General features: G+C 42.6%; 14 protein-coding genes. 12 read left to right on the top strand and 2 right to left on the bottom strand.

What is annotated here, in order from left to right:
- Nucleotides 1-128: 128 nt before the first annotated feature.
- Complete coding sequence (locus tag JKM87_RS11365) at nt 129-2,372, top strand: ATP-binding protein (protein WP_202080487.1); 2,244 nt, start codon at nt 129-131, stop codon at nt 2,370-2,372.
- Nucleotides 2,373-2,434: 62 nt separating this feature from the next.
- Here JKM87_RS11365 and JKM87_RS11360 read toward each other — a convergent pair whose 3' ends face one another.
- Complete coding sequence (locus JKM87_RS11360) at nt 2,435-2,884, bottom strand: hypothetical protein (RefSeq protein WP_236838768.1); 450 nt, start codon at nt 2,882-2,884, stop codon at nt 2,435-2,437.
- A 396-nt stretch (nt 2,885-3,280) separates the two neighbouring features.
- On the opposite strand from JKM87_RS11360, the gene JKM87_RS11355 reads away from it, so the two are divergent.
- Nucleotides 3,281-4,150 carry a deoxyribonuclease IV gene (locus JKM87_RS11355; protein WP_202080532.1) on the top strand — a complete coding sequence of 290 codons (870 nt, stop codon included), beginning with the start codon at nt 3,281-3,283 and terminating at the stop codon, nt 4,148-4,150.
- 152 nt (nt 4,151-4,302) lie between these two features.
- Nucleotides 4,303-5,220 carry an aldo/keto reductase gene (locus JKM87_RS11350; RefSeq protein ID WP_202080485.1) on the top strand — a complete coding sequence of 306 codons (918 nt, stop codon included), beginning with the start codon at nt 4,303-4,305 and terminating at the stop codon, nt 5,218-5,220.
- Between the two features lie 181 nt (nt 5,221-5,401).
- Here JKM87_RS11350 and JKM87_RS11345 read toward each other — a convergent pair whose 3' ends face one another.
- Nucleotides 5,402-6,571, bottom strand: coding sequence for a RidA family protein (locus tag JKM87_RS11345; protein WP_202080484.1), 1,170 nt, complete (start codon nt 6,569-6,571; stop codon nt 5,402-5,404).
- 644 nt (nt 6,572-7,215) lie between these two features.
- Here JKM87_RS11345 and JKM87_RS11340 point away from each other — a divergent pair.
- From JKM87_RS11340 to JKM87_RS11300, 9 genes are all read left to right on the top strand, one after another.
- Nucleotides 7,216-9,303 (top strand): methyl-accepting chemotaxis protein, encoded by a 2,088-nt coding sequence (locus JKM87_RS11340; protein WP_202080483.1) that lies wholly within the window; start codon nt 7,216-7,218, stop codon nt 9,301-9,303.
- A gap of 268 nt (nt 9,304-9,571) precedes the next feature.
- On the top strand, nt 9,572-9,976 hold the full coding sequence (locus JKM87_RS11335) for a VOC family protein (RefSeq protein WP_202080482.1): 405 nt from the start codon (nt 9,572-9,574) through the stop codon (nt 9,974-9,976).
- Between the two features lie 213 nt (nt 9,977-10,189).
- Nucleotides 10,190-11,770 (top strand): ABC transporter substrate-binding protein, encoded by a 1,581-nt coding sequence (locus JKM87_RS11330; RefSeq protein WP_202080481.1) that lies wholly within the window; start codon nt 10,190-10,192, stop codon nt 11,768-11,770.
- Between the two features lie 2 nt (nt 11,771-11,772).
- Complete coding sequence (locus tag JKM87_RS11325; protein WP_202080480.1) at nt 11,773-12,717, top strand: ABC transporter permease subunit; 945 nt, start codon at nt 11,773-11,775, stop codon at nt 12,715-12,717.
- A 78-nt stretch (nt 12,718-12,795) separates the two neighbouring features.
- A complete protein-coding gene (locus tag JKM87_RS11320; RefSeq protein WP_202080479.1) occupies nt 12,796-13,623 on the top strand; it encodes an ABC transporter permease in 828 nt (275 codons plus the stop codon).
- A 293-nt stretch (nt 13,624-13,916) separates the two neighbouring features.
- Complete coding sequence (locus JKM87_RS11315; RefSeq protein WP_202080478.1) at nt 13,917-14,159, top strand: phage tail protein; 243 nt, start codon at nt 13,917-13,919, stop codon at nt 14,157-14,159.
- A gap of 45 nt (nt 14,160-14,204) precedes the next feature.
- A complete protein-coding gene (locus JKM87_RS11310; protein WP_202080477.1) occupies nt 14,205-15,227 on the top strand; it encodes a cadherin-like beta sandwich domain-containing protein in 1,023 nt (340 codons plus the stop codon).
- 87 nt (nt 15,228-15,314) lie between these two features.
- The gene (locus JKM87_RS11305; RefSeq protein ID WP_202080476.1) at nt 15,315-19,439 is read left to right on the top strand and encodes a cadherin-like beta sandwich domain-containing protein; all 4,125 of its coding nucleotides are present in this window, start codon (nt 15,315-15,317) and stop codon (nt 19,437-19,439) included.
- A 122-nt stretch (nt 19,440-19,561) separates the two neighbouring features.
- Nucleotides 19,562-19,918: a YckD family protein gene (locus JKM87_RS11300; protein ID WP_202080475.1), complete on the top strand. Its 357-nt coding sequence runs from the start codon at nt 19,562-19,564 to the stop codon at nt 19,916-19,918.
- The last annotated feature ends 10 nt before the right edge of the window (nt 19,919-19,928 follow it).

Below are 19,928 nucleotides of genomic sequence, written 5' to 3'. Positions count from 1 at the left end.
ACTAATGTATCATAATTAAGACTTTGAAACAACTGACAACCGTGCTAATCGCACCTTCTATGGCGTTTAGCGAGATTTTAAACAGCTAAACGAATTGAGTCTTTGTTTTCCAATAGGGTTTGTTTATAATGAAAGAAGAGAAAAATAATGTCTTAATTTGTCGAAGCATAGAGGAAGTGCTTACGTTGATCTCAAAAACACTCCGCACGAAGTTAATGGTTTTCTCTTTACTTATTACAGCCATTCCTATGACCCTTATTTGGTTTTTTACTTTTCAATCCCAAAAAGATGATTTACATACACAAGTCAAGCAAACGCTAAATATCTATGCGAATACGCTCGCAGTGTCTATAGATGATCTCATTGCTGAGAGAATTGCCGAAGTGACTTTACTGTCACGTAATCCTATTATTACAAATCCAGAATCTAGCAAAGATGAGATTCTAGAACAAATGGAACATTTTATACAGATGAGGGATGTTTATTTTGTTAGTATCCTGACTGATTTGAATGGCAATGTAGACGTTCACACAGACCAAGTGGCATATGGCATGAACTTATATGATAAGCCATGGTTCCAGCAAACCTTAGAGCATGGTGCGTACATTTCTGACATCTATATGTCTCCCGATTATAATAGTCCGGTTTTACCTATAGCGGCTATGGTTTATAACGATGATCAGGATCCGATGGGTGTTATTGCGCCGTCATTTGACCTCAATTACCTATGGGAAAAAATCGATAGCTTCCGTGTAGAACAAGAGAATATCGGTTTAAATGGCTTTGCTTTCCTGATTAACGGTAACGGGGATGTTATTATACATCCTGAGTTAGACCGTATCCTTGTAGACAACTATATTGAACAGAACGATTTGACAACGGCAGACATTAAACAATTAGCGCAATCTAATGCTTTGTTTACCAATGAGGCGGAGGGGACATTGAATGCGATTGCACCAATAGAGCACCAACATGGCTTTGATCATGATTGGTATGTCGTCATCTCCACACCAGAGGAAGAGTGGCTCGGTCCTCTAGATCAGCTTGTTGAACGCTATATTCTATTATTTTCTATGATGTTATTCATGACCATGATAGCAGTGTATAAATTAGGTGAAAGTATCCTAAATCCTGTCCAAGATCTCGTCAACGTCACCACTGATTTTGCAGCAGGAAAAAAAGTAAAACCGTTAAACATGACGTCTTACCAAGAAATCGATCAATTGAATACAACGTTTAACCAAATGGTAGAGAAACTTGAAGAGAGAGAGCTAGGTCATCGCAAGTCTACCCTTATTTTAGAAACAACAGATAATGGTGTCTTTGCTTTTCACAAGTCTAACGGGCAAATAACGACGTTCAATGCCACATGTGAAGATATCTTTCAAATCAAAAGAGAAGACGTACTAGGGAAGAAAGTGAGCGAAATGGCTAAAAATAATGAGCGGTTACGTACATTCGTTGAACACTGTTCGCTACTAAGCTTAGATCCGACGCGAGAAGTGACGACGAGGCATGAGTTTGAGTGCCATATGGACCAAGCGTACCGCTGCTTTTTCGCTAGTGTCTCTAGCCTGCCAAAATTAGACCAGCCTGAAGAAATCGATGATATCCTTGTCGTCTTCAGTGATTTAACCGAGAAAAAAGAGATGGAACGCGAACTGATCCGTACCGAAAAGCTAAAAGCCGTTGGCCAACTGGCAGCAGGATTTGCTCATGAGATACGGAACCCGCTTACAACGATTAAAGGCTTCATGCAAATGCTCAGAAATAAACAGAAACAAGAGAGTCTAAAATACAGGAAAGGGAATGAGCAACATACGGAACAAGCGTCATTCTTCCCTATTATTATCGAGGAGATTGAAAGGGTTAATGAGATTGTGACGGATCTACTCCATCTGGCTAGTACCAAAGATAACGAGACTTGTAAAGAGATCGATGTCCAAAAGATCTTAGAAGAGCTGATGGTTCTGTACCAAAATACATTTGAAGAGCACCAGATTCAGCTACACAAGACTTTTGAACCTGTATCCTTGGTGCGTGGGAACCCTAAAAAGCTCAAACAAGTGCTGATTAACTTGATAAAAAACGCGATTGAAGCGATGGCACAAGGTGGACAACTCTTGATGACTTTAAAAGAAGAAGAGGACCATGTCTATATTGAATTGAGTGACACGGGTGTGGGCATGGACACCCAAACATTAGCAAAGCTCGGCACACCGTTTTATACAACAAAGGAAAAAGGGACTGGATTAGGCATGATGACCAGTTACAGGATCGTCGAAGAGATGGATGGGCAGATTGCTGTTCAAAGTGAGGTCGACAAAGGGACAACATTTACAATTGCGCTACCGACCATAAAAGATGAGTAACCTGCTCATGAACGGAGCAGGTTACTCGTTTTGGGGGCATGGTGAGTCGTTCATTTTTATGTTTAGTAACATTGGAAATAATCAATAAAACGCAAGTCAAGGCCGAAGAAAACCCAACCAAATCCAGTCCAACGAAAGCCAGCGATGGATTGAGGACCAACGAAGATTGGAAAGGCCCAGAAGGAACCTCCGCCACGCGTCCATATAAAGGTAAAACGGTATAAGCATCCGCGTATGGCACCGGGGTCAACGGCTTGGATTGTAAATTGGGGTTTCGCCGGGGTGAATGCTGGTGGTGGAGATGTTGGTGCACCTATCTGTCCCCCACCAAAGAACTGGCCAAACGGAAATTGAAATCCCGGTGGGCGTGGTGTTGGTTGAGTGGGACTAGGCTGAAAAACGGGTGGCCGTCCGGGTGGAAAACCAGGTGTTTGGCCTGGTGGAAAGAATGGCTGGAATCCGCCAGGTCCTCCCGGTATATTTTGCTGACGGTTTGTATCCTCGGTATACATGTGCATCGTCCTTTCCTGATTAATGTCATGGATGTACTCAGTGATAAAACGATTAAAGCAATCAAAGCGATTTTCTTAGACAATTTTAGAGCACTCTGATCATGCTCCTCTAATAGGTGTTTTCACTAAAGTGTATGGCGTTATGATTCACTATGCTATAGACTCATGCCCTGTGTAAGAGCCTAATTTGGGGAGGTGCCCTTAAATCTGATGTTTTAGAACGCGCCAACCCTGGGGATGTGTCTGTAAAACCTAGTGGCTTTGCTTTTAGGGAGGAAACACTGAGATCGTGATGCCAAATCAAGCATCATACTTATTTTTGTATGGGAAGAATGCTATAATGCTAATATCACTGTAAATATGGAGAGTAATGTAGAAGTCAAAGGAGATATTGACATGTTAAAAATTGGTGCTAACGTTAGTATTGCTGGAAAAGGACTACTCGCAGCAGTAAAAGAGAGCCTATCTTATGAAGCGACAAGCTTTATGATTTACACGAGAAGTAACCGTGGAGGCAAGGCGAGAGATATTTCAAAATTTCATAAGGAAGAAGCCCTTGATCTGATGAAAGAAAATGGGCTAGATATTAAAGATGTTGTGGTCCACGCCCCTTATTATATTAATTTAGGAGGAGAGTCCAAGGCACGGAATATTGGGAAAGAAGTGCTCGCCGATGAAATTAAGCGTACTGAATACCTCGGCATTCCGAATTTAGTGTTTCACCCAGGGTCGCATGTGAAACAAGGTGTTGAGGTTGGGGTGGATAATATCATTCGCTCCTTGAATCAAATTTTAACTGGTGAGGAGCAGGTCAATGTTTTATTAGAAACGATGGCTGGTGATGGAAGTAAAGTCGGTAACAGCTTTGAAGAGATTGCCCAAATTATAGAAGGGGTAGATGAAGACAAGCGTCATGTTCTCGGTGTATGTATGGACACCTGCCATAACTTTGCGTATGGTTACGATATCGTCAATGATTTTGATACTGTCATGAAGGACTTTGATCGCATCGTAGGACTAGACCGATTGAAGGTGCTGCATCTCAATGACTCCAAATATGATTTAGGTGCGAGAAAAGACCGTCATGCTAACATAGGTGCTTCAGACGGACATATTCCAAAGGAAGCGCTACGCGATATTTGTCACCATGAAGCCATCAAGGACCTTCCTATTATCTTGGAAACGCCTTTCGGGCAGTACAAAGAAGAGATCGCCTACATTCGAGGTGACGACGACGCTAACCTTGCAGAATCGTCTCTAAAATAAATTCCCTCACACCTCAAAACTAGTCGGGACGATATTGTCGTTCATGGGCTAGTTTTTTTGGACGTGATCTTGGTGTATAGCAGATATCAAGGGTGTTCTCTACATAAAGACTTTTTGACAAGCTTTAATGAGAAAATGAAGGAGAGATAAAAGTGAAGAAAAATCAGTTAGGACAAAGCGACTTATATGTCAGTGAGATCGGGTTAGGGTGTATGTCCTTTGAACGTGAGAGTGAAGCGCAAGGGATCAGCATGATTCACGAGGCCATAGACCAAGGCGTTAACTTCTTAGATACTGCGGACCTATACGAACGCGGGTATAATGAAACACTTGTCGGTCAAGCGTTACAGGGGAAGCGTCAGGACGTCATCCTGGCGACGAAGGTGGGGAACCGCTGGAGCGAAAACGGGGACGGATGGTATTGGGACCCTAGTAAAGCACACATTAAATCAGGTGTAAAAGAGAGCCTTCGGCGCCTGCAGACAGATTATATAGATTTATACCAATTACACGGGGGAACGATTGATGACCCGATTGATGAAACCATAGAGGCGTTTGAGGAACTGAAGCAAGAGGGGTGGATCCGTTATTACGGCATTTCCTCTATTCGTCCTAATGTGATTAAGGCATACGTCAAACGATCAAATATTGTCTCTATCCTTACGCAATACAGTATCCTAGATCGACGTCCAGAAGAGGAAACACTCGACCTCATGCATCAGAACAAGATTAGTGCGATCGTGCGTGGACCTGTCGCCAAAGGATTATTAACAGATCGGTGGGAGAATAAACTAACGGAAAAAGGTTACTTGGACCACTCCGAGCATGAATTAAAGGATGTCTTACCTCAGTTGCAACGTATGGCATCAAGTGGCCGTACCTTTGCCCAACTAGCTTTACGCTATACGCTCAATCATCCCGCTGTGGCCACAGTGATACCGGGAGCGAGTCGCCTTGAACAACTTCAGGAAATTCTTGAAACGGCCCATACTTCGCCACTTACCCCTGCTGAAATCAAAGCTATTGAGGACATTTCAAAGCAAAGCGTGTATAAGCAGCACCGCTCATAATCGAATTAAGAGTAATATTAACTAGTAATATTAACAGATAAATCATTCAGGACATCTCAGTAAAAACACACCTAACAACAGTAATAAAAAGAGACAGTAAAAGCCCTCTTCTTAGATGAAGAGGGCTCTTATAGCTCTATAAATGAGATTTTTGATGATGTTTTCTTTGCTTACTTTGCTTCTACTCTGCTACAGGTGCGTAGAAAGTCCCTTCCACTTCGAATATGTCATCTTGGTTCAGACGATCGATTTCAATGATCGTACGTGGAGGGTAAGGACGGTCTCCCCATAGCTCTTTCTGCACCTCGTTGACAAGTGGACGGTATCGATACATATCTGTCACGTAAACGACGATGCGAGAGGCATCCTGTAAAGTTGCGCCTTCAGATTCTGCGATTAATTTCATATTTTCAAACGCTTGACGGATGCGTTCTTTAGGGTCCTCAACAATCGTGTTCGTTTCAGGGTCAATGCCTCTCATTCCGGCGACATAGATGTTATCTCCAGCACGCGTCCCTAGGTCCCAAGTCCCCGTTGGTTCAATCGCGCCTTCTGGTGAAAGGGTTATGACATCCGCCTTGGTATTCTTTTCTGGCGCATAGAATGTGCCTTCAACTTCAAAGATATCATCTTGGTTCAGACGATCAACTTCAACAATGGTACGTGGCGGATAAGGGCCGTCTCCCCATAGTTCTTCTTGCACTTTGTTAACAAGTGGACGGTATCTATACATGTCTGTCACGTAAACGACGATACGGGAGGCATCTTCAAGTCCCGCGCCACCTTCTGCTGCAATGACCTTCATGTTCTCAAACGCTTGACGGATGCGTTCTTCAGGATCTTCAACAATGGTGTTTGTTTCAGGGTCAATCCCTCTCATACCAGCCACATACACGTTATTTCCAGCACGGGTTCCTAAGTTCCAAGTGCCCGTTGGTTCAATCGCACCCGCGGGATATAATGTGTGGACTTTATCATGTTTGTTTTGTCTTTCTTCAGGTGCGTAGAATGTACCTTGTACCTCAAAGATGTCGTCCTGATTCAAGCGGTCAATTTCAACGATGGTACGTGGAGGATAAGGACCATCGCCCCATAGTTCTTCTTGTACCTGATTCACGATTGGACGATACCTATACATATCGGTGACGAAAACCACAATACGAGTCGTGTCTTCAAGTGTCGCCCCTTCAGATTCGGCGATCGTTTTCATGTTCTCAAATGCTTGACGTACACGTTCTACAGGGTCCTCAACTATGTTGTTCGTTTCAGGGTCAATCCCTCTCATACCGGCTGCATAAACATAGTCTCCAGCACGTGTCCCGAGGTTCCATGTTCCGGTTGGGTCAAACATGCCATCCGGATACAACGTTTTTACCCCGTTTGGCGAAATGTGAGAGTCGGCCGCGCCTGTTGGAACTAGACTAAATGAAGCGACGAATAAGACTAAAATAAGGACTGTTAAACGAAACTGACGCTTACCTTTTAATTGAGTAAAAATAATGAACCCCTCCTAAAGTATAGTTTCTCTAAAGAGTTTGAAAACTAGAGACTTTTTAACCAGTTTTTGGATCAGTCTCTTTCTCTAAGTGTGATTTTGTTACCACGCTCCTATCCGCTTGTAGGTAAAATCTACTAAACTATAACCGATAAATTTAAAAGCTGTCAAATACGAAAAATAGTATAAAAGACTCATTTTACAGAAATTTCATTCACTAATTTTTACAGCTTCAGATCTACACATTTGGCTTTATAAAAAGCGTAATAGCAAGACTCATAATTTTTCGCTAACAAAAATATACTGTCAATGCAAATGGAAATTTAAAGATTAAAACTAGGTCTATAATCCCGTTTTTTTAAAACAATGACACTTTTACCAGCGTGGATAATTTGTAGAAATTTGTTGTATGATATGATGGTCTATCAATACATAGGAGAGACACATACTTTAAAAAGAAACTTATAGCCGGATAGGCACAAGGATAGGAGTGAAGTAGATTGAAAGACTTACAGAAACGCATTCAACAACAAACCCAAAAGGGGAACAAAGCTCAGTCGAGTCAAGACACCCCGCCCAGAACAGGGAAGGAGAAACCTTCCAACCCGAAAGACAAATTTAAGCTAGATACAAGCATGACAGTAAGAAATCGCCTGATTATTGCTTTCTTAGTGATCTTACTCATACCTACGGGTGCACTAGGTATTTTTTCTTATCAAAGTGCTGATGGAGAAATAACGGATCAGATCATGAACAATACAGAAGAGAAAATTGATGCTGTTAACTATGATTTAAGTCAATTGATCCAAACTACATTTGAAGACTTAGAGTATCTATCTAGTACAGTAAAAGGCAGTATGGTCGATGGATGGGCGAGTCCCGATGTGAGAATGATCATAGACCCAGTTAAGGCTGTTAAAAAGGAATATGACCATGTTCAGTATGCAGAGTCTGGAGGGATGCTCCTTAACTCTCCGCAACAAGATTTCGCGGATGGCTTTGACCCAAGAGAACGTGATTGGTATATAGATGCCATGAATAATAGAGGAGAATTCTTTGTTGGGAACGCTTTTGTTGCCCAGGACGGTAAGATTATTGTCGTTCCATCTACAGCAGCGCAAGACGGTTCCGGTGTTGTGAGTATTGTATTAAGTTTGGACAACCTTTCTAACGAAGTAGGTAGTATTTCCATCGGTGAAAATGGTTATGTGACCATTTTAGACCAAGACTATAAATACGTTGCGCACCCTACAATTGAAGCAGGGACGGAAGCCGACCCAGATTTAGTTGAAGATCTCCAAAAAAGCCCTGCAGGCCAGTTTGAGTATACAAGCGATGATGGCACACAAATGCAAGCCGTCTACCTTACTAACCCAGAAACAGGGTGGACTGTTATGGGTACGATCGATATGGATGAGATTGCATCAGCGAGTCAGGGTATCTATATCACGACTATCGTCATCATAGGCATTGCTATCGTGTTCGGTATCGCGCTCATGCTTTGGATCACGAACTCTATTAACAATCCACTAAGAAAACTCATGTCAGCAACAGAGGCGATTGCCAACGGAGATTTAAGACAAGAGGTATCTGTCACTTCTAATGATGAGTTCGGCATGCTTTCTAAAGCTGTTAATCAGATGGCCGCTAACCTTCGTCATTTAATTGGTCAAGTTCACTCCAATTCAGAAGAAGTGGCAACGACATCAGAGGAGTTATCTGCAAGTGCCGAACAAACACAAAATACGGCACATCATATCTCTTCTTCCGTTCAAGAGATTTCCTCCGGAGCTGATGTGCAGGTGAATAGTGCTATCCAGTTTACTGAAAGTGCATCTGAAATTTCTAAAGGAATGGAGCAAGCTTCTTCATCTATTCAGCACGTAACGCAGTTAACAAATTCCACGAACGAAAAAGCCAACAGTGGTAATAAAGTGGTGACCAAAACAGTCAAACAGATGAATGTCATTCAACAAACGGTAACGGACACCGCATCAGTCGTTCATTCCTTAGGCGAAAAATCTAATGAGATCACGAACATTGTAACGTTGATCACAGATATTGCGGACCAAACAAACCTCTTAGCTTTAAATGCATCTATCGAGGCTGCTCGTGCAGGAGAACAAGGAAAAGGTTTCGCTGTCGTTGCAGAGGAAGTTAAGAAACTGGCTGAACAGTCTGGTGAAGCAGCAGGCCAAATTCGAGACATTATAGATGAAGTTCAAACGCAAGCAGATAAATCCGTTGTTTCTATTGAAAATGGAACAAAAGTGGTTGATGAAGGTATTAATATGGTCAACATGACAGGTGACGTATTTAACGAAATCGTGCACTCTATTGAGCAAGTGGCTAATGAAGCGATGGACGTGTCAACGATTGTGAAACAAGTGAATACAAACGCGCAAGGCATGGTTGAAAAAGCCGAAAATGTGGCCAATATCGCCCAACAGTCAGCTAGTAACACGCAAAGCGTGGCTGCTGCAACCGAAGAACAAACAGCTTCTATGGAAGAGGTTTCTGCCTCTGCCGAAACATTGAATCAGATGGCTCAGAGCTTACAAAAAGTGATTAGCAAGTTTAAAGTATAAAAAGGTAAGTTTGAGGTCCAAACCATCTTTATAAAGATACGTATTGAAGGTAGGTTACCGCTGTCTCTATGAAAGTAGACATGACAAACGGTAACCTATCTTTTTTATATATCGGACTAGATGGGATGGCTAAATACCACACTCATGAATGAGAAGCAGGACTTTAGCTCTAAATGAAGAATGTATGTTTGGTAGGATTGCAGCCAATGTAAAACGCCTAAGAGATGACTGAATCATAAGAACACCACTTTTGGCTAGGAGGGTGAGTATGACAAAAGGTTTATTGCATCATATCGAATTATACGTATCAGATTTGTCTCTATCAGTGACGTTCTGGGGTTGGTTATTAGAAGAACTAGGCTATGAGCGCTATCAACAGTGGGAGCAGGGTGTGAGCTGGTCATTAGGTGACACTTATATTGTATTGGTCCAAACCGAAGCCCGCTTTCTCGATGTCCCTTATCACCGGTGTCGTACAGGGCTTAATCACTTGGCCTTTCATGCGGAGTCCAAAGCACAAGTAGATCAACTCACGACAGCTCTAGAACATAGAGGTGTTACAATCCTTTATCGTGATCAGCATCCTTACGCCGGCGGCCCAGAGCATTATGCCGTATACTTTGAAGACCCTGATCGTATAAAAGTAGAAGTGGTTGCATCCTCTCAATCGTAGGGAGCGACGCAAAAATTTAATATTTTAGCCTGAAATCTATTTTTAGGTCAGATCGCCCCCAATGTAGTGAAAGGTATGGGGGTTTTTCTATGCTTACATACTGTGATCATATATTAAAAAAACGTTTCATAGAATAGAGCAATTAATAAAAAATAGAAATTTATATTTTTAAATGATTTTCGCTTAGATTAAAAAACAGAGGAGGCTAAGGCTATGAATTTATCCTCACGGCCAGTCATACGCGTCACCTTATTTTTGTTATTATCAACGATTGTACTGGTGAGTTGTTCAAGCGGGGCAGATAAAGATGGGAGTGAAACGGTATCCATCCCGAATAACAGTGGAGAGGACATGCTAGGTGAACAAGTACTATCGTTTGCCAACGATCAGGAGCCAGCTGGTTTAGATCCGCACAAGGTTCCGGCCCATTCGTCTATACGAATCTATGAGAAACTTTACAACAGTTTGTTAGATTTTGATGAAAATATGACATTGCAACCGGACTTAGCTGTGGATTGGGAACAACCCGATGATGTCACGTACATATTTCATTTACGTGAAGGTGTTCAGTTTCATAATGGGAGAGAAATGACCGCAAACGATGTAGCGTACAGTTTTGAGAGAATATTAGACCCAGAGACTGCTTCTATTGCAAAGTCCTACTTCGATCGTATCTCGGACATAGAGGTCATCTCTCCGTACGCGATTAAGATTGTCCTCGAAGAGCCGTATGGCCCCTTTTTATCTTACGTGGCGAGTGTTAATGCGGCCATTGTTCCCCAAGAAGTGGTGGAGGAGCACGGAGATTTAATGCAAGTGGCGGTGGGAACGGGTCCCTTTAAACTTGTGGAGTGGGTACCTGATACGCATGTGATGTTAGAGAAGAATGATAAGTACTTTATGGAGGGGCAACCACGATTAGATGGGATCTATTATGTCACGATGAAAGACGAGTCTTCTAGATTGGCGGCCATCCGTACAGGTGAAGTACACGTCACCCCATTATCTTCACCGTCAATTCCCCTTGTAGAAAATCATGACGATTTGGTTGTGAATGGGTATCAATCAAATCAGTATAGTTATGTTGGTTTTAATTTTGATGTTGAACCTTTTTCTAATCATAAGGTACGTCAAGCGATCAGTTTGGCTATTGACCGCCAAGCGTTAATCGATATGGTTTGGCGAGGAGATGCTGTCATCACCGGTCCAATACCACCGTCATTAGGTCATTGGTCTTATGACGTGTCACAAGAACAGCTGTATCAGCAAGATATAGAAGAAGCAAAACGATACCTTGATGAAGCGGGGTACGGAGCTGGCTTTGATACCACGATTTCAACCGCTTCGACTTACCCCGATATGATAGAGACAGCACAGGTTTTACAACAACAGCTTGAGGTCATTGGCATTAACGCACAAATTGAGCAGCTAGAGTGGGGGCAGTATATTGATGCCTGGAGCAACAGAGATCACGAGATGCTCGTGGGGAGGAATGGAGCAGGAACAGACCCGGATCGTGCGTTAGGCTTCTTTTTTGAAACGAATGGGAGTGCTAATGTATGGGGATTCTCAGATGAAAACTATGATCAACTCATTGACGAAGGAAAGAGAACAAGTGATGAAGTGGCGCGCATCGATATCTACACTGAGGCACAAAAAGCTTTAATCGACCTTACGCCTAATCTTTTCTTAGTCTCCCCAGAGATGTATTTGGTGTCTAGACAAGAAGTGCAAGGATTCCAACCGACCTCTCATCACCCAGAGAATTTTTTAAACACGTTCATAGAGGAATAATGGTGGCAGCTTATATTGTTCGTCGTGTTTTTATGTTCATTCCAGTTCTGGTCGGTATAAGCATTTTCGTCTTTTTCATTATGAGAATTGTGCCAGGTGATGTGGCGCGTATCATACTTGGGACAGAAGCGACACCGCAAGCGATTGAACAGCTACAGGAAGAGTTTGGGCTCACATCGCCATTATATCGCCAGTACATCGACTGGATATCGGGCGTACTGGTGGGTGACTTTGGCCACTCTCTACGTACGGGACAGGCAATTTTACCAGACATCCTAAATAGGTTTAAAGTCACAGTGGAGCTGACAGTGTTTGCTTCCATCATTGCCTGGTTACTTGCCATTCCACTAGGGATTCTAGCCGCCATTAAAAGAAACACAAGGACAGATTTCGGTGTTCGTGTCATAGCACTTCTCGGTGTCTCAGTTCCTAATTTTGCTTTAGCCACACTGTTAATTTTAACGTTATCAGTTCAATTTTCCTACTACCCTCCGGTCGGCTATGTAAGCTATTGGACAGATCCGCTGAAGAATCTTCAGATATTATTTCTACCTGCGCTTGTTTTGGGTACAGGTATGGCCGCCGCGGTGATGAGAATGACACGCTCTTCCGTCTTAGAAGTCCTGCGCCAGGATTTTATCCGCACGGTACGTGCCAAAGGGGCACCTGAAAGAATCGTGATATTCCGCCACGCCCTAAGAAACGCCTTCATTCCCATTCTGACTATCATTGGGATGCAGGTCGGTTATCTTTTAGGTGGTGCGGTCATTGTAGAGCAAATTTTCTCCTTACCAGGTTTGGGGCAGCTAGTATTAACGGCGATTCATCAGCGAGATCTCCCAGTTGTCCAAAGCGCTGTATTGTTTATGGCTTTCATCTTCGTCATGATTAACCTCCTAGTTGATATTCTTTACGCCTACTTAGATCCTCGAATTACTTATCGATAGACAGGAACCCAAAGGTTGGGAGATCAAATAAAAAACAATGTTTAATACGAAATGAGTGGAAATGGGTGATTTAAATTGATGGACTTAGTCCAACGATTAAAAAAGGATAAAATAGCACTCATGGGTTTGGTCGGCATTTTTATTATTTTCTCGGTCAGCGTTTGTGCCCCGTGGATCGCCCCATACGATCCGGCAGACATGTTTTCCGAGCATTATTTAGAGGGACCTAGTGCACAATTTTGGTTCGGTACGGATGAGATGGGCAGAGATATTTTTAGCCGTGTGGTCTATGGGGCGCAAGTCTCTCTGATGGTCGGCCTCATTTCTGTCGGCATTGGCGCCTCACTGGGGCTGGTTTTCGGATTACTATCTGGCTACCTGCAAGGGTGGGTAGATCATACGATTATGCGTGGAATGGATGTATTATTTGCTTTTCCTGACCTCTTACTCGCCTTGGCCATCGTTGCCGTGTTAGGCCCGAGTCTCACGAACAACATGATTGCCATCGGTATCGTGTTTACACCTGTTTTTACCAGAACGGTTCGAGCAGCCGTGTTAGCTGTAAAAGATATGGCGTTCATCGAGAGTGCACGCGCCATCGGGGTGAAGCCTATAGGCATCATCTTGAAGCACATTACACCGAATGTTATGGCGCCGTTTCTCGTTCAGATCACATTGGCCTTATCCGGTGCGATTTTAACGGAGGCGGCATTGAGTTTTCTAGGTCTTGGTATTCAGCCACCTGATCCGTCCTGGGGATCAATGTTAAATGCGAGCCGACGGTATATGGAAATGGCCCCATGGTCAGCGTTATTCCCCACAGTGTTTATTGTCTTTACCATTCTTTGTTTCAACCTATTAGGGGATAGTTTACGAGACTTACTTGATCCTAAGTTGAGAGGTTAGCTCATTAAAATCAATATTTAAAACCAATGTTAAAGTCTAGTAAGGGGGTCATAGAATAGATATAAATCCATCGTAGTATAAAAAATATTCGTTCGATTGTATTAAAGAAATCCTTGCTTACAGACAATCCCGCGTTGTCTGTTACTTTTATGCTGTTTAGTTGATAGAGTGGCTATGTTTAGGAAAAAAGTTGCATTTATTGCAGTAATTTAAAAAAATTATAACTTTTATCATATAAAATTGCTAATTTTTGCTATAATTTATTAGGAAGGTATAGAGGGAGGTGAAGAGAAATGGATCAGATGTTAGGAGAGATTCGCTTATTCCCCTATTTATATGCGCCACGGGAATGGACAATTTGTAATGGTCAACTGTTAAGCCTTTCAAACAATACAGCCCTATTTAGTTTACTGGGAAACAAATTCGGTGGAGATGGTCACAATACCTTTGCCCTTCCTGACCTACAAGGAGCCGAACCACACCCTGAGGTCCGCTATTACATCGCTTTAAACGGAATCTACCCACCTAGAGATTAAAATGAACATTAAGTTGTAATGAAGTAATAGAAAGGAGGGTGTCATATGAGCACAAAAAACATTGCCCGCCATAAACCCGTCACTGCTCACAATACGATTTTACCCTATGCTCCTGAACGAGCAGTTGACGAATCAATGCAATTGACGAAACGGTGGTTAGCGTGGGGCGTCCCAGGTTGGCTGACAGTTGATTTGGGAGAGACGTTTTGGGTGGGGCGTTGGGTTGTTTATCCCTTAACTCATGCTGGCTGGCCACAGGATTACGTTGTCTATTCTACGGATTTACGAGGCAGCGTGGATAACCCTGAGCCAAAAACCATTATGGACTCTGCTGGTGGTCGTGTTGATCAACAGTTGCGTCCACCGAGAAAAATGAGATACGCCATGCTATCCTTTCCTAGAGGTATGCATTGTAATCCTAATTTGATTTCAATACAGGACTTTCAGTTATTTGAAGCCGAAAACCCACCGTACCTCACTGCTTTGTCAATTGAGAATGAATCCCTTCATCCTTTTTTTAATCCCAAAAAGTATTCTTATAACGTCGATGTACCTCAAAGCAGGACGTCCATTCGTGTGAAACCAACAGCACTTCATAGTCAAGCGCAGATCAAGGTTGATGGAGAAAACGTTGCCAGTGGGACATATTCGCAAAATATTCATCTACAACAAGGCGATAACGTCATTCCGATAGAAGTTACATCTGCAGATGGTCAAATGGAAGACACATACATGGTTCACGTCACGAGAGAAGGAGATCAAACAGCGCCATCCCTAAACTCAATTGAATTAAGAGGACCTCGATCTAATGTCATAAATTATCAGCCAGAGTTTAATCCAAAGCATTATACGTACCGCGCAGATGTCCCGAACTCGTATCAGTCGGTTAGTGTTACAGCCACTGCTCAGGAAAGTGATGTTGAAATTAAGATTAACGGCCGTGCTGTTGAAAGTGGTCATCGTCAAGAGGTGGATCTACATGAAGGCATGAATGAGATAGAAATACATGTGGGTCATAATGATGAGGCATCACATTACATAATGGAAGTCATAAGAGAGGATGTTTAACCCAAATTAAAATATGTAACTAAAAATTCGTCATTCGTATGTCTATCAGTTAGTCTGACAATGAAAATATTCACGGAGGCGTTTATATTGAAAAAAGGAGTGAAACCCGTTGTTGCGAACCTATTATGTTTGTTATTAATGATGGGTGCCTTACCAGGCGTTGCTGAGGCTCAAATGATGAGTATGCCAACATTATGGAAGGAAATACAAGGTGAAGTGCATAACGGATCAGTCACTGGTGTCGTTAATAGTCACCCTACTTCCTTTGTCCCATACAAAAATGAGCTATATGCGGCATACGTAGCAGATAAAGAAGTCCACGTTAAGAGGTACAATGAAAATGGTGAAAATAGTGAGTGGGTTTCTTCCGGTATAGACGGCCAATCTGTGGTCAGCGATGGGGAATATGCGCTGAATCCACAATTAGCTGTTTACCAGGATCACCTCTATGTTATTTGGGAGGAGGAAGCCCCTGACGATTCGGGTGCAGATTCTGGCGCAGAAACGATCCGTGTAAAGCGGTACAATGGAACCGAATGGGAAACTATACAGGATTACATTCCTGGTGAAAATAGGAGAAACATTAATGCAAATATAAACGTTTCCGCAACACATCCCTCCCTATTAGCTACAGAGCATTTTTTATATGCCACCTGGACTGAATTTGCCAACGGTGAATACTACCCTCGTGTGAGCCGTTTCGATGGGAGTGTATGGACGAGTCTGGACGGGTGGTCTAAGTACGGGCTATACGAAAAAAAAGCGAAACATTCATCAAAACAGCCACGATTAGCGATCGCCAATCAGCAATTGTACGCTGCTTGGGTAACTGATACAAATAAGGTACGTGTGATGCAATATGAGGGGAGTGAGGATTGGACTTTCGTTGACGATGGTGGGATTAAATATGGACAGGAGTCAGAGATAGTAGAATCTCAACTTGACATTGTCAGTTATCATGACGATATATATCTCACCTGGATTGAAGCTACGCATGACCATGATGATTTTACTTTAAATCAAATTAGGATGCAGAGATATGATGGTGACACATGGGAGTGGGTAGATGGAGGGGAGAGTAGCGGCCTTAATTTCAGATCAGACATGATGGCATTTCATCCAAGATTTCAAGTGTACAATGGTGCGCTATATCTTACTTGGACTGAAGAACATGCTGAAAACAATTATGTCAAAAACATTAGAGTACAAAAATATGATGGAGAACAGTGGTCGTTTGTAGATGGGGCTCAAGTAGCTGGTTTGAACCATGATCCTGATCAAGAGGCGGATAAACCCACACTCTTTGAGCATGGAGATCGTCTTCATGTTGCTTGGAGAGAAGAACATGACTCCAGCACTCAGCGTATTCATGTCAAGCAAATGCTCCAGGCCCAAGCCCATCTACAAGCGGATGAACCCCTCCATGAAGGCAACTTAGATGAGTCCACCATACAGATTTACCTTGAAGATGTTGACTTTAACAGCCTTACCATCAATGAAGAAGATTTAACACTTTTAGATGCCCCGTATGGTGTGACCATCGAAACGGTTCAGTTGATGCAACCTCAACAAGCAGACGTGACATTGAAATATGATGGCACGGATTTCGACGCTGATCATGACATGCGTATCGAAATTTCTCATCAAGTTTTATCCATTGATACGGACTTGATAACAAGTCCTATGTCAATCATAGCACACAATGACTCAGCATCACTTTCATTGTCTCAACCACAAGACATATGGGAAGGTAAGGAAGATGGAAAAATAATTATAGTTAACATTGATGGGGGGACTTTTGCTCATGAGCTTAATGCTGAAGAGTGGATGGTTGAAAATCTCCCAAATGGTGTTGAAGTAGGCAGCATAGAAAGAAGTGACAACACAACCGTTCACGTCACACTGGTGGGCAATGGGATGGATAGTTACCCGGATAATAAAGATATTGATAATGTGTCCGTTACCGTTCCACCATCCGAATATCACGACGCCAATGTAGGTGGAGGTTCCTTGGTGATCGATACAGGAATAGTTCTTAATGCCATACAACCTCCAGGCGTGAGTATTGCCGGAGTAGATGAAATCACGCAAAGGAGTGCAACTATCACAGCGCATGTCAGTTTTGATGGTGGAGCAGAAGTAACAGAACGAGGCATTCAGTACAGAGAAAAGGATGAAACAGTGTTTGTAGATGTCCCAGCTGTATCTATAGCGGGAGACGAATACATCGTTCAGTTAGACAACCTTTTGTCTCAAGTAGAGTACGAAGTCAGAGCTTATGCCACAAATACCAGAGGTCGTACAGTGAGTGAAGTGATGGCGTTTAGAACGGAGCCTTACTCTGGAGCAACACTTGAACACTTGGAGATCAGTCCCGGCACACTAATACCCGCCTTTACACCAGAGGTTGTCACTTATGACGTTTATGTTGAGCATGATACTGATCAGATACGTATCACAGCTACTGCGGTTGACCATGACGCTCGACTCACAGTGAATGAGGAAGAGGTTCATAACGGAATACCTTCCGCTCCAATCCCGTTAATGGTAGGAGATAATACGATTGAGGTACAATCAGTAGCCCCTGACGGTGTCACATTAAAAACGTATACGCTAAACGTGCAACGTGCGGTTCCACCGTCCGATGTAAGTAACTTGACGGGGCTTCGTCTGAGCCATGGGACACTAGAGCCTGACTTCTCACCTGAGAGATACATGTACGATGTGGAAGTCGCTTATAATGTAACGGATTTAACAGTGACAGCTGAGGTCTATGATCCGAAGGCCTTGTTAACCGTGAATGAAGAAAGAGTCGAAAGTGGTCAAGCAACGTCTCCCATTTCACTTGACACGGGAGAAAATAACATTACTATTACGGTAACAGCAGAAGATGGGATAATACAGCAACAGTATATGATAACAGTCGTCCGTTTACCTTCAAGTGAGGATGAGACGTCACCACCTCATTCCAGTCCATCCCCAAATCCTAAACCTGATTCTTATGACTATGACGGTCCCGGTGAATTAAAAATTAACATAACTGATGATGATGCTCATATTGCTGTATTTACTGTAGATGAGAAGGAACTTCTCTCATACCTTGAACAAGGTCAAAAAGATATTGATATCACTATAAGGGAAGAAATAAAGCAATTAACTGTAGAACTTCCTATCTTATTGGCCCAACGAATGAGTGAAGAGAAGGCTCAATTTAGAATTAGTACGATGGAGCTAGGTTATGTTGTGCCTTTTCACGCCTTAAAGTTACAACAGGCTGAGCCTTTTACTGAGCAGGACAAACGACTTCTCATACAACTAGCACACATGAATGAGCAGATGAAAGACACAATCGCAAACATGAAAAAGAAACTAGGTATTCAACCGTTGACGGATCCCGTGCGTTTTTATTTGAGCACGGCACACGAAGAGCAAGTTAATGACATTCAATCTTATGCCAAATATTTCGATCATTTTATTAGCCTAAACCGTGTTGATTGTAATCATATTGATAGAGGTAGCATCAACGGAATGCTGCTAAGAAATGATGGTACATTTACACCCGTTCTCACATCGGTTAGAGAAAGTGACGATGCATGCTCTGTCCAGTTAAAAAGTATGTCTATGGGAAACTATGTTCTGTTCGAGTATGATAAGACATTCGAAGATATCCAGCAGCATTGGGCCCAACAAGACATTGAGGCATTGGCTTCACGTTTAGTCATCCAAGGCGTGTCACAGACAGAGTTTCTTCCCCATCGTAACATGACCAGAGCAGAATTTGTTACATTGCTCGTCCGCGCCTTAGGAATAGCAAAAGAAGACGTTGATCACCAAAAATATCTAGACGTCCATCAAGATGATTGGTTTGCCAGTGATATACAAGCGGTTGTCGAATACAACATCGTTAAAGGATATGAAGACGGTACATTTCGCCCACACCAATTTATAACGAGGCAAGAAGCAATGACCATGTTATTCAATGCGCTCAATCAGGTAGGCATCAACGATTTACAGGCTATCGACACTGATATAAGTCTTAAAGCTTTTACAGACTACGCTGATGTGGCCAATTGGTCTAAGGATGCAATGACACATTTAGTGGCAAGCGAGATCGTAGTGGGTGAAAAGAACGAGTTAAAGCCAAAGGCCCACATCACGAGAGCGGAAGTGGTTACGATAGTCAACCGGGTGTTTACACATTTAGAGTTATAAAGTAAAGAGTAATCTTACTGTCAAACATACCAGTGTAAGCAGGTAAAAATTTTCAAACATGACACATATTTTAATGTATATAAGACAGAATAGAGACAAACCAAGAAATGGAGGTTTGTCTCATGAAAAAATTAGGGATTACATTGATGACCGTGACCATGCTCACAACATTATTGGTAGGGGCAGCTGTAGTCAATAGTGATATCGCCTTTGCTTCACCGTCAGAAACAGGGGAAGAGGCTCAACCCACTGTTCAATTAACAAAAGAACAACAAAACGAAATCAGCGCGTTAACCAGAGAGATTATGGATAAGAAAAAAGAGGTTATTTCAAAATACGTCGACTACGGTGTCCTGTCAGAAGAGAAGGGACAACAAATCATCGATCATATGGATGAGCATTACTCTAAACTAGAGCAAAACGGTTTTGTTCCCCCTTTTGATAAGTACAAAAAACACCATCATAAACACAGAGAGTAAGCGGCAAGAC

This window comes from Caldalkalibacillus salinus, assembly GCF_016745835.1.
GTDB lineage: Bacteria > Bacillota > Bacilli > Caldalkalibacillales > JCM-10596 > Caldalkalibacillus_A > Caldalkalibacillus_A salinus.
This window is presented reverse-complemented; position numbering and strand designations above follow the sequence as displayed.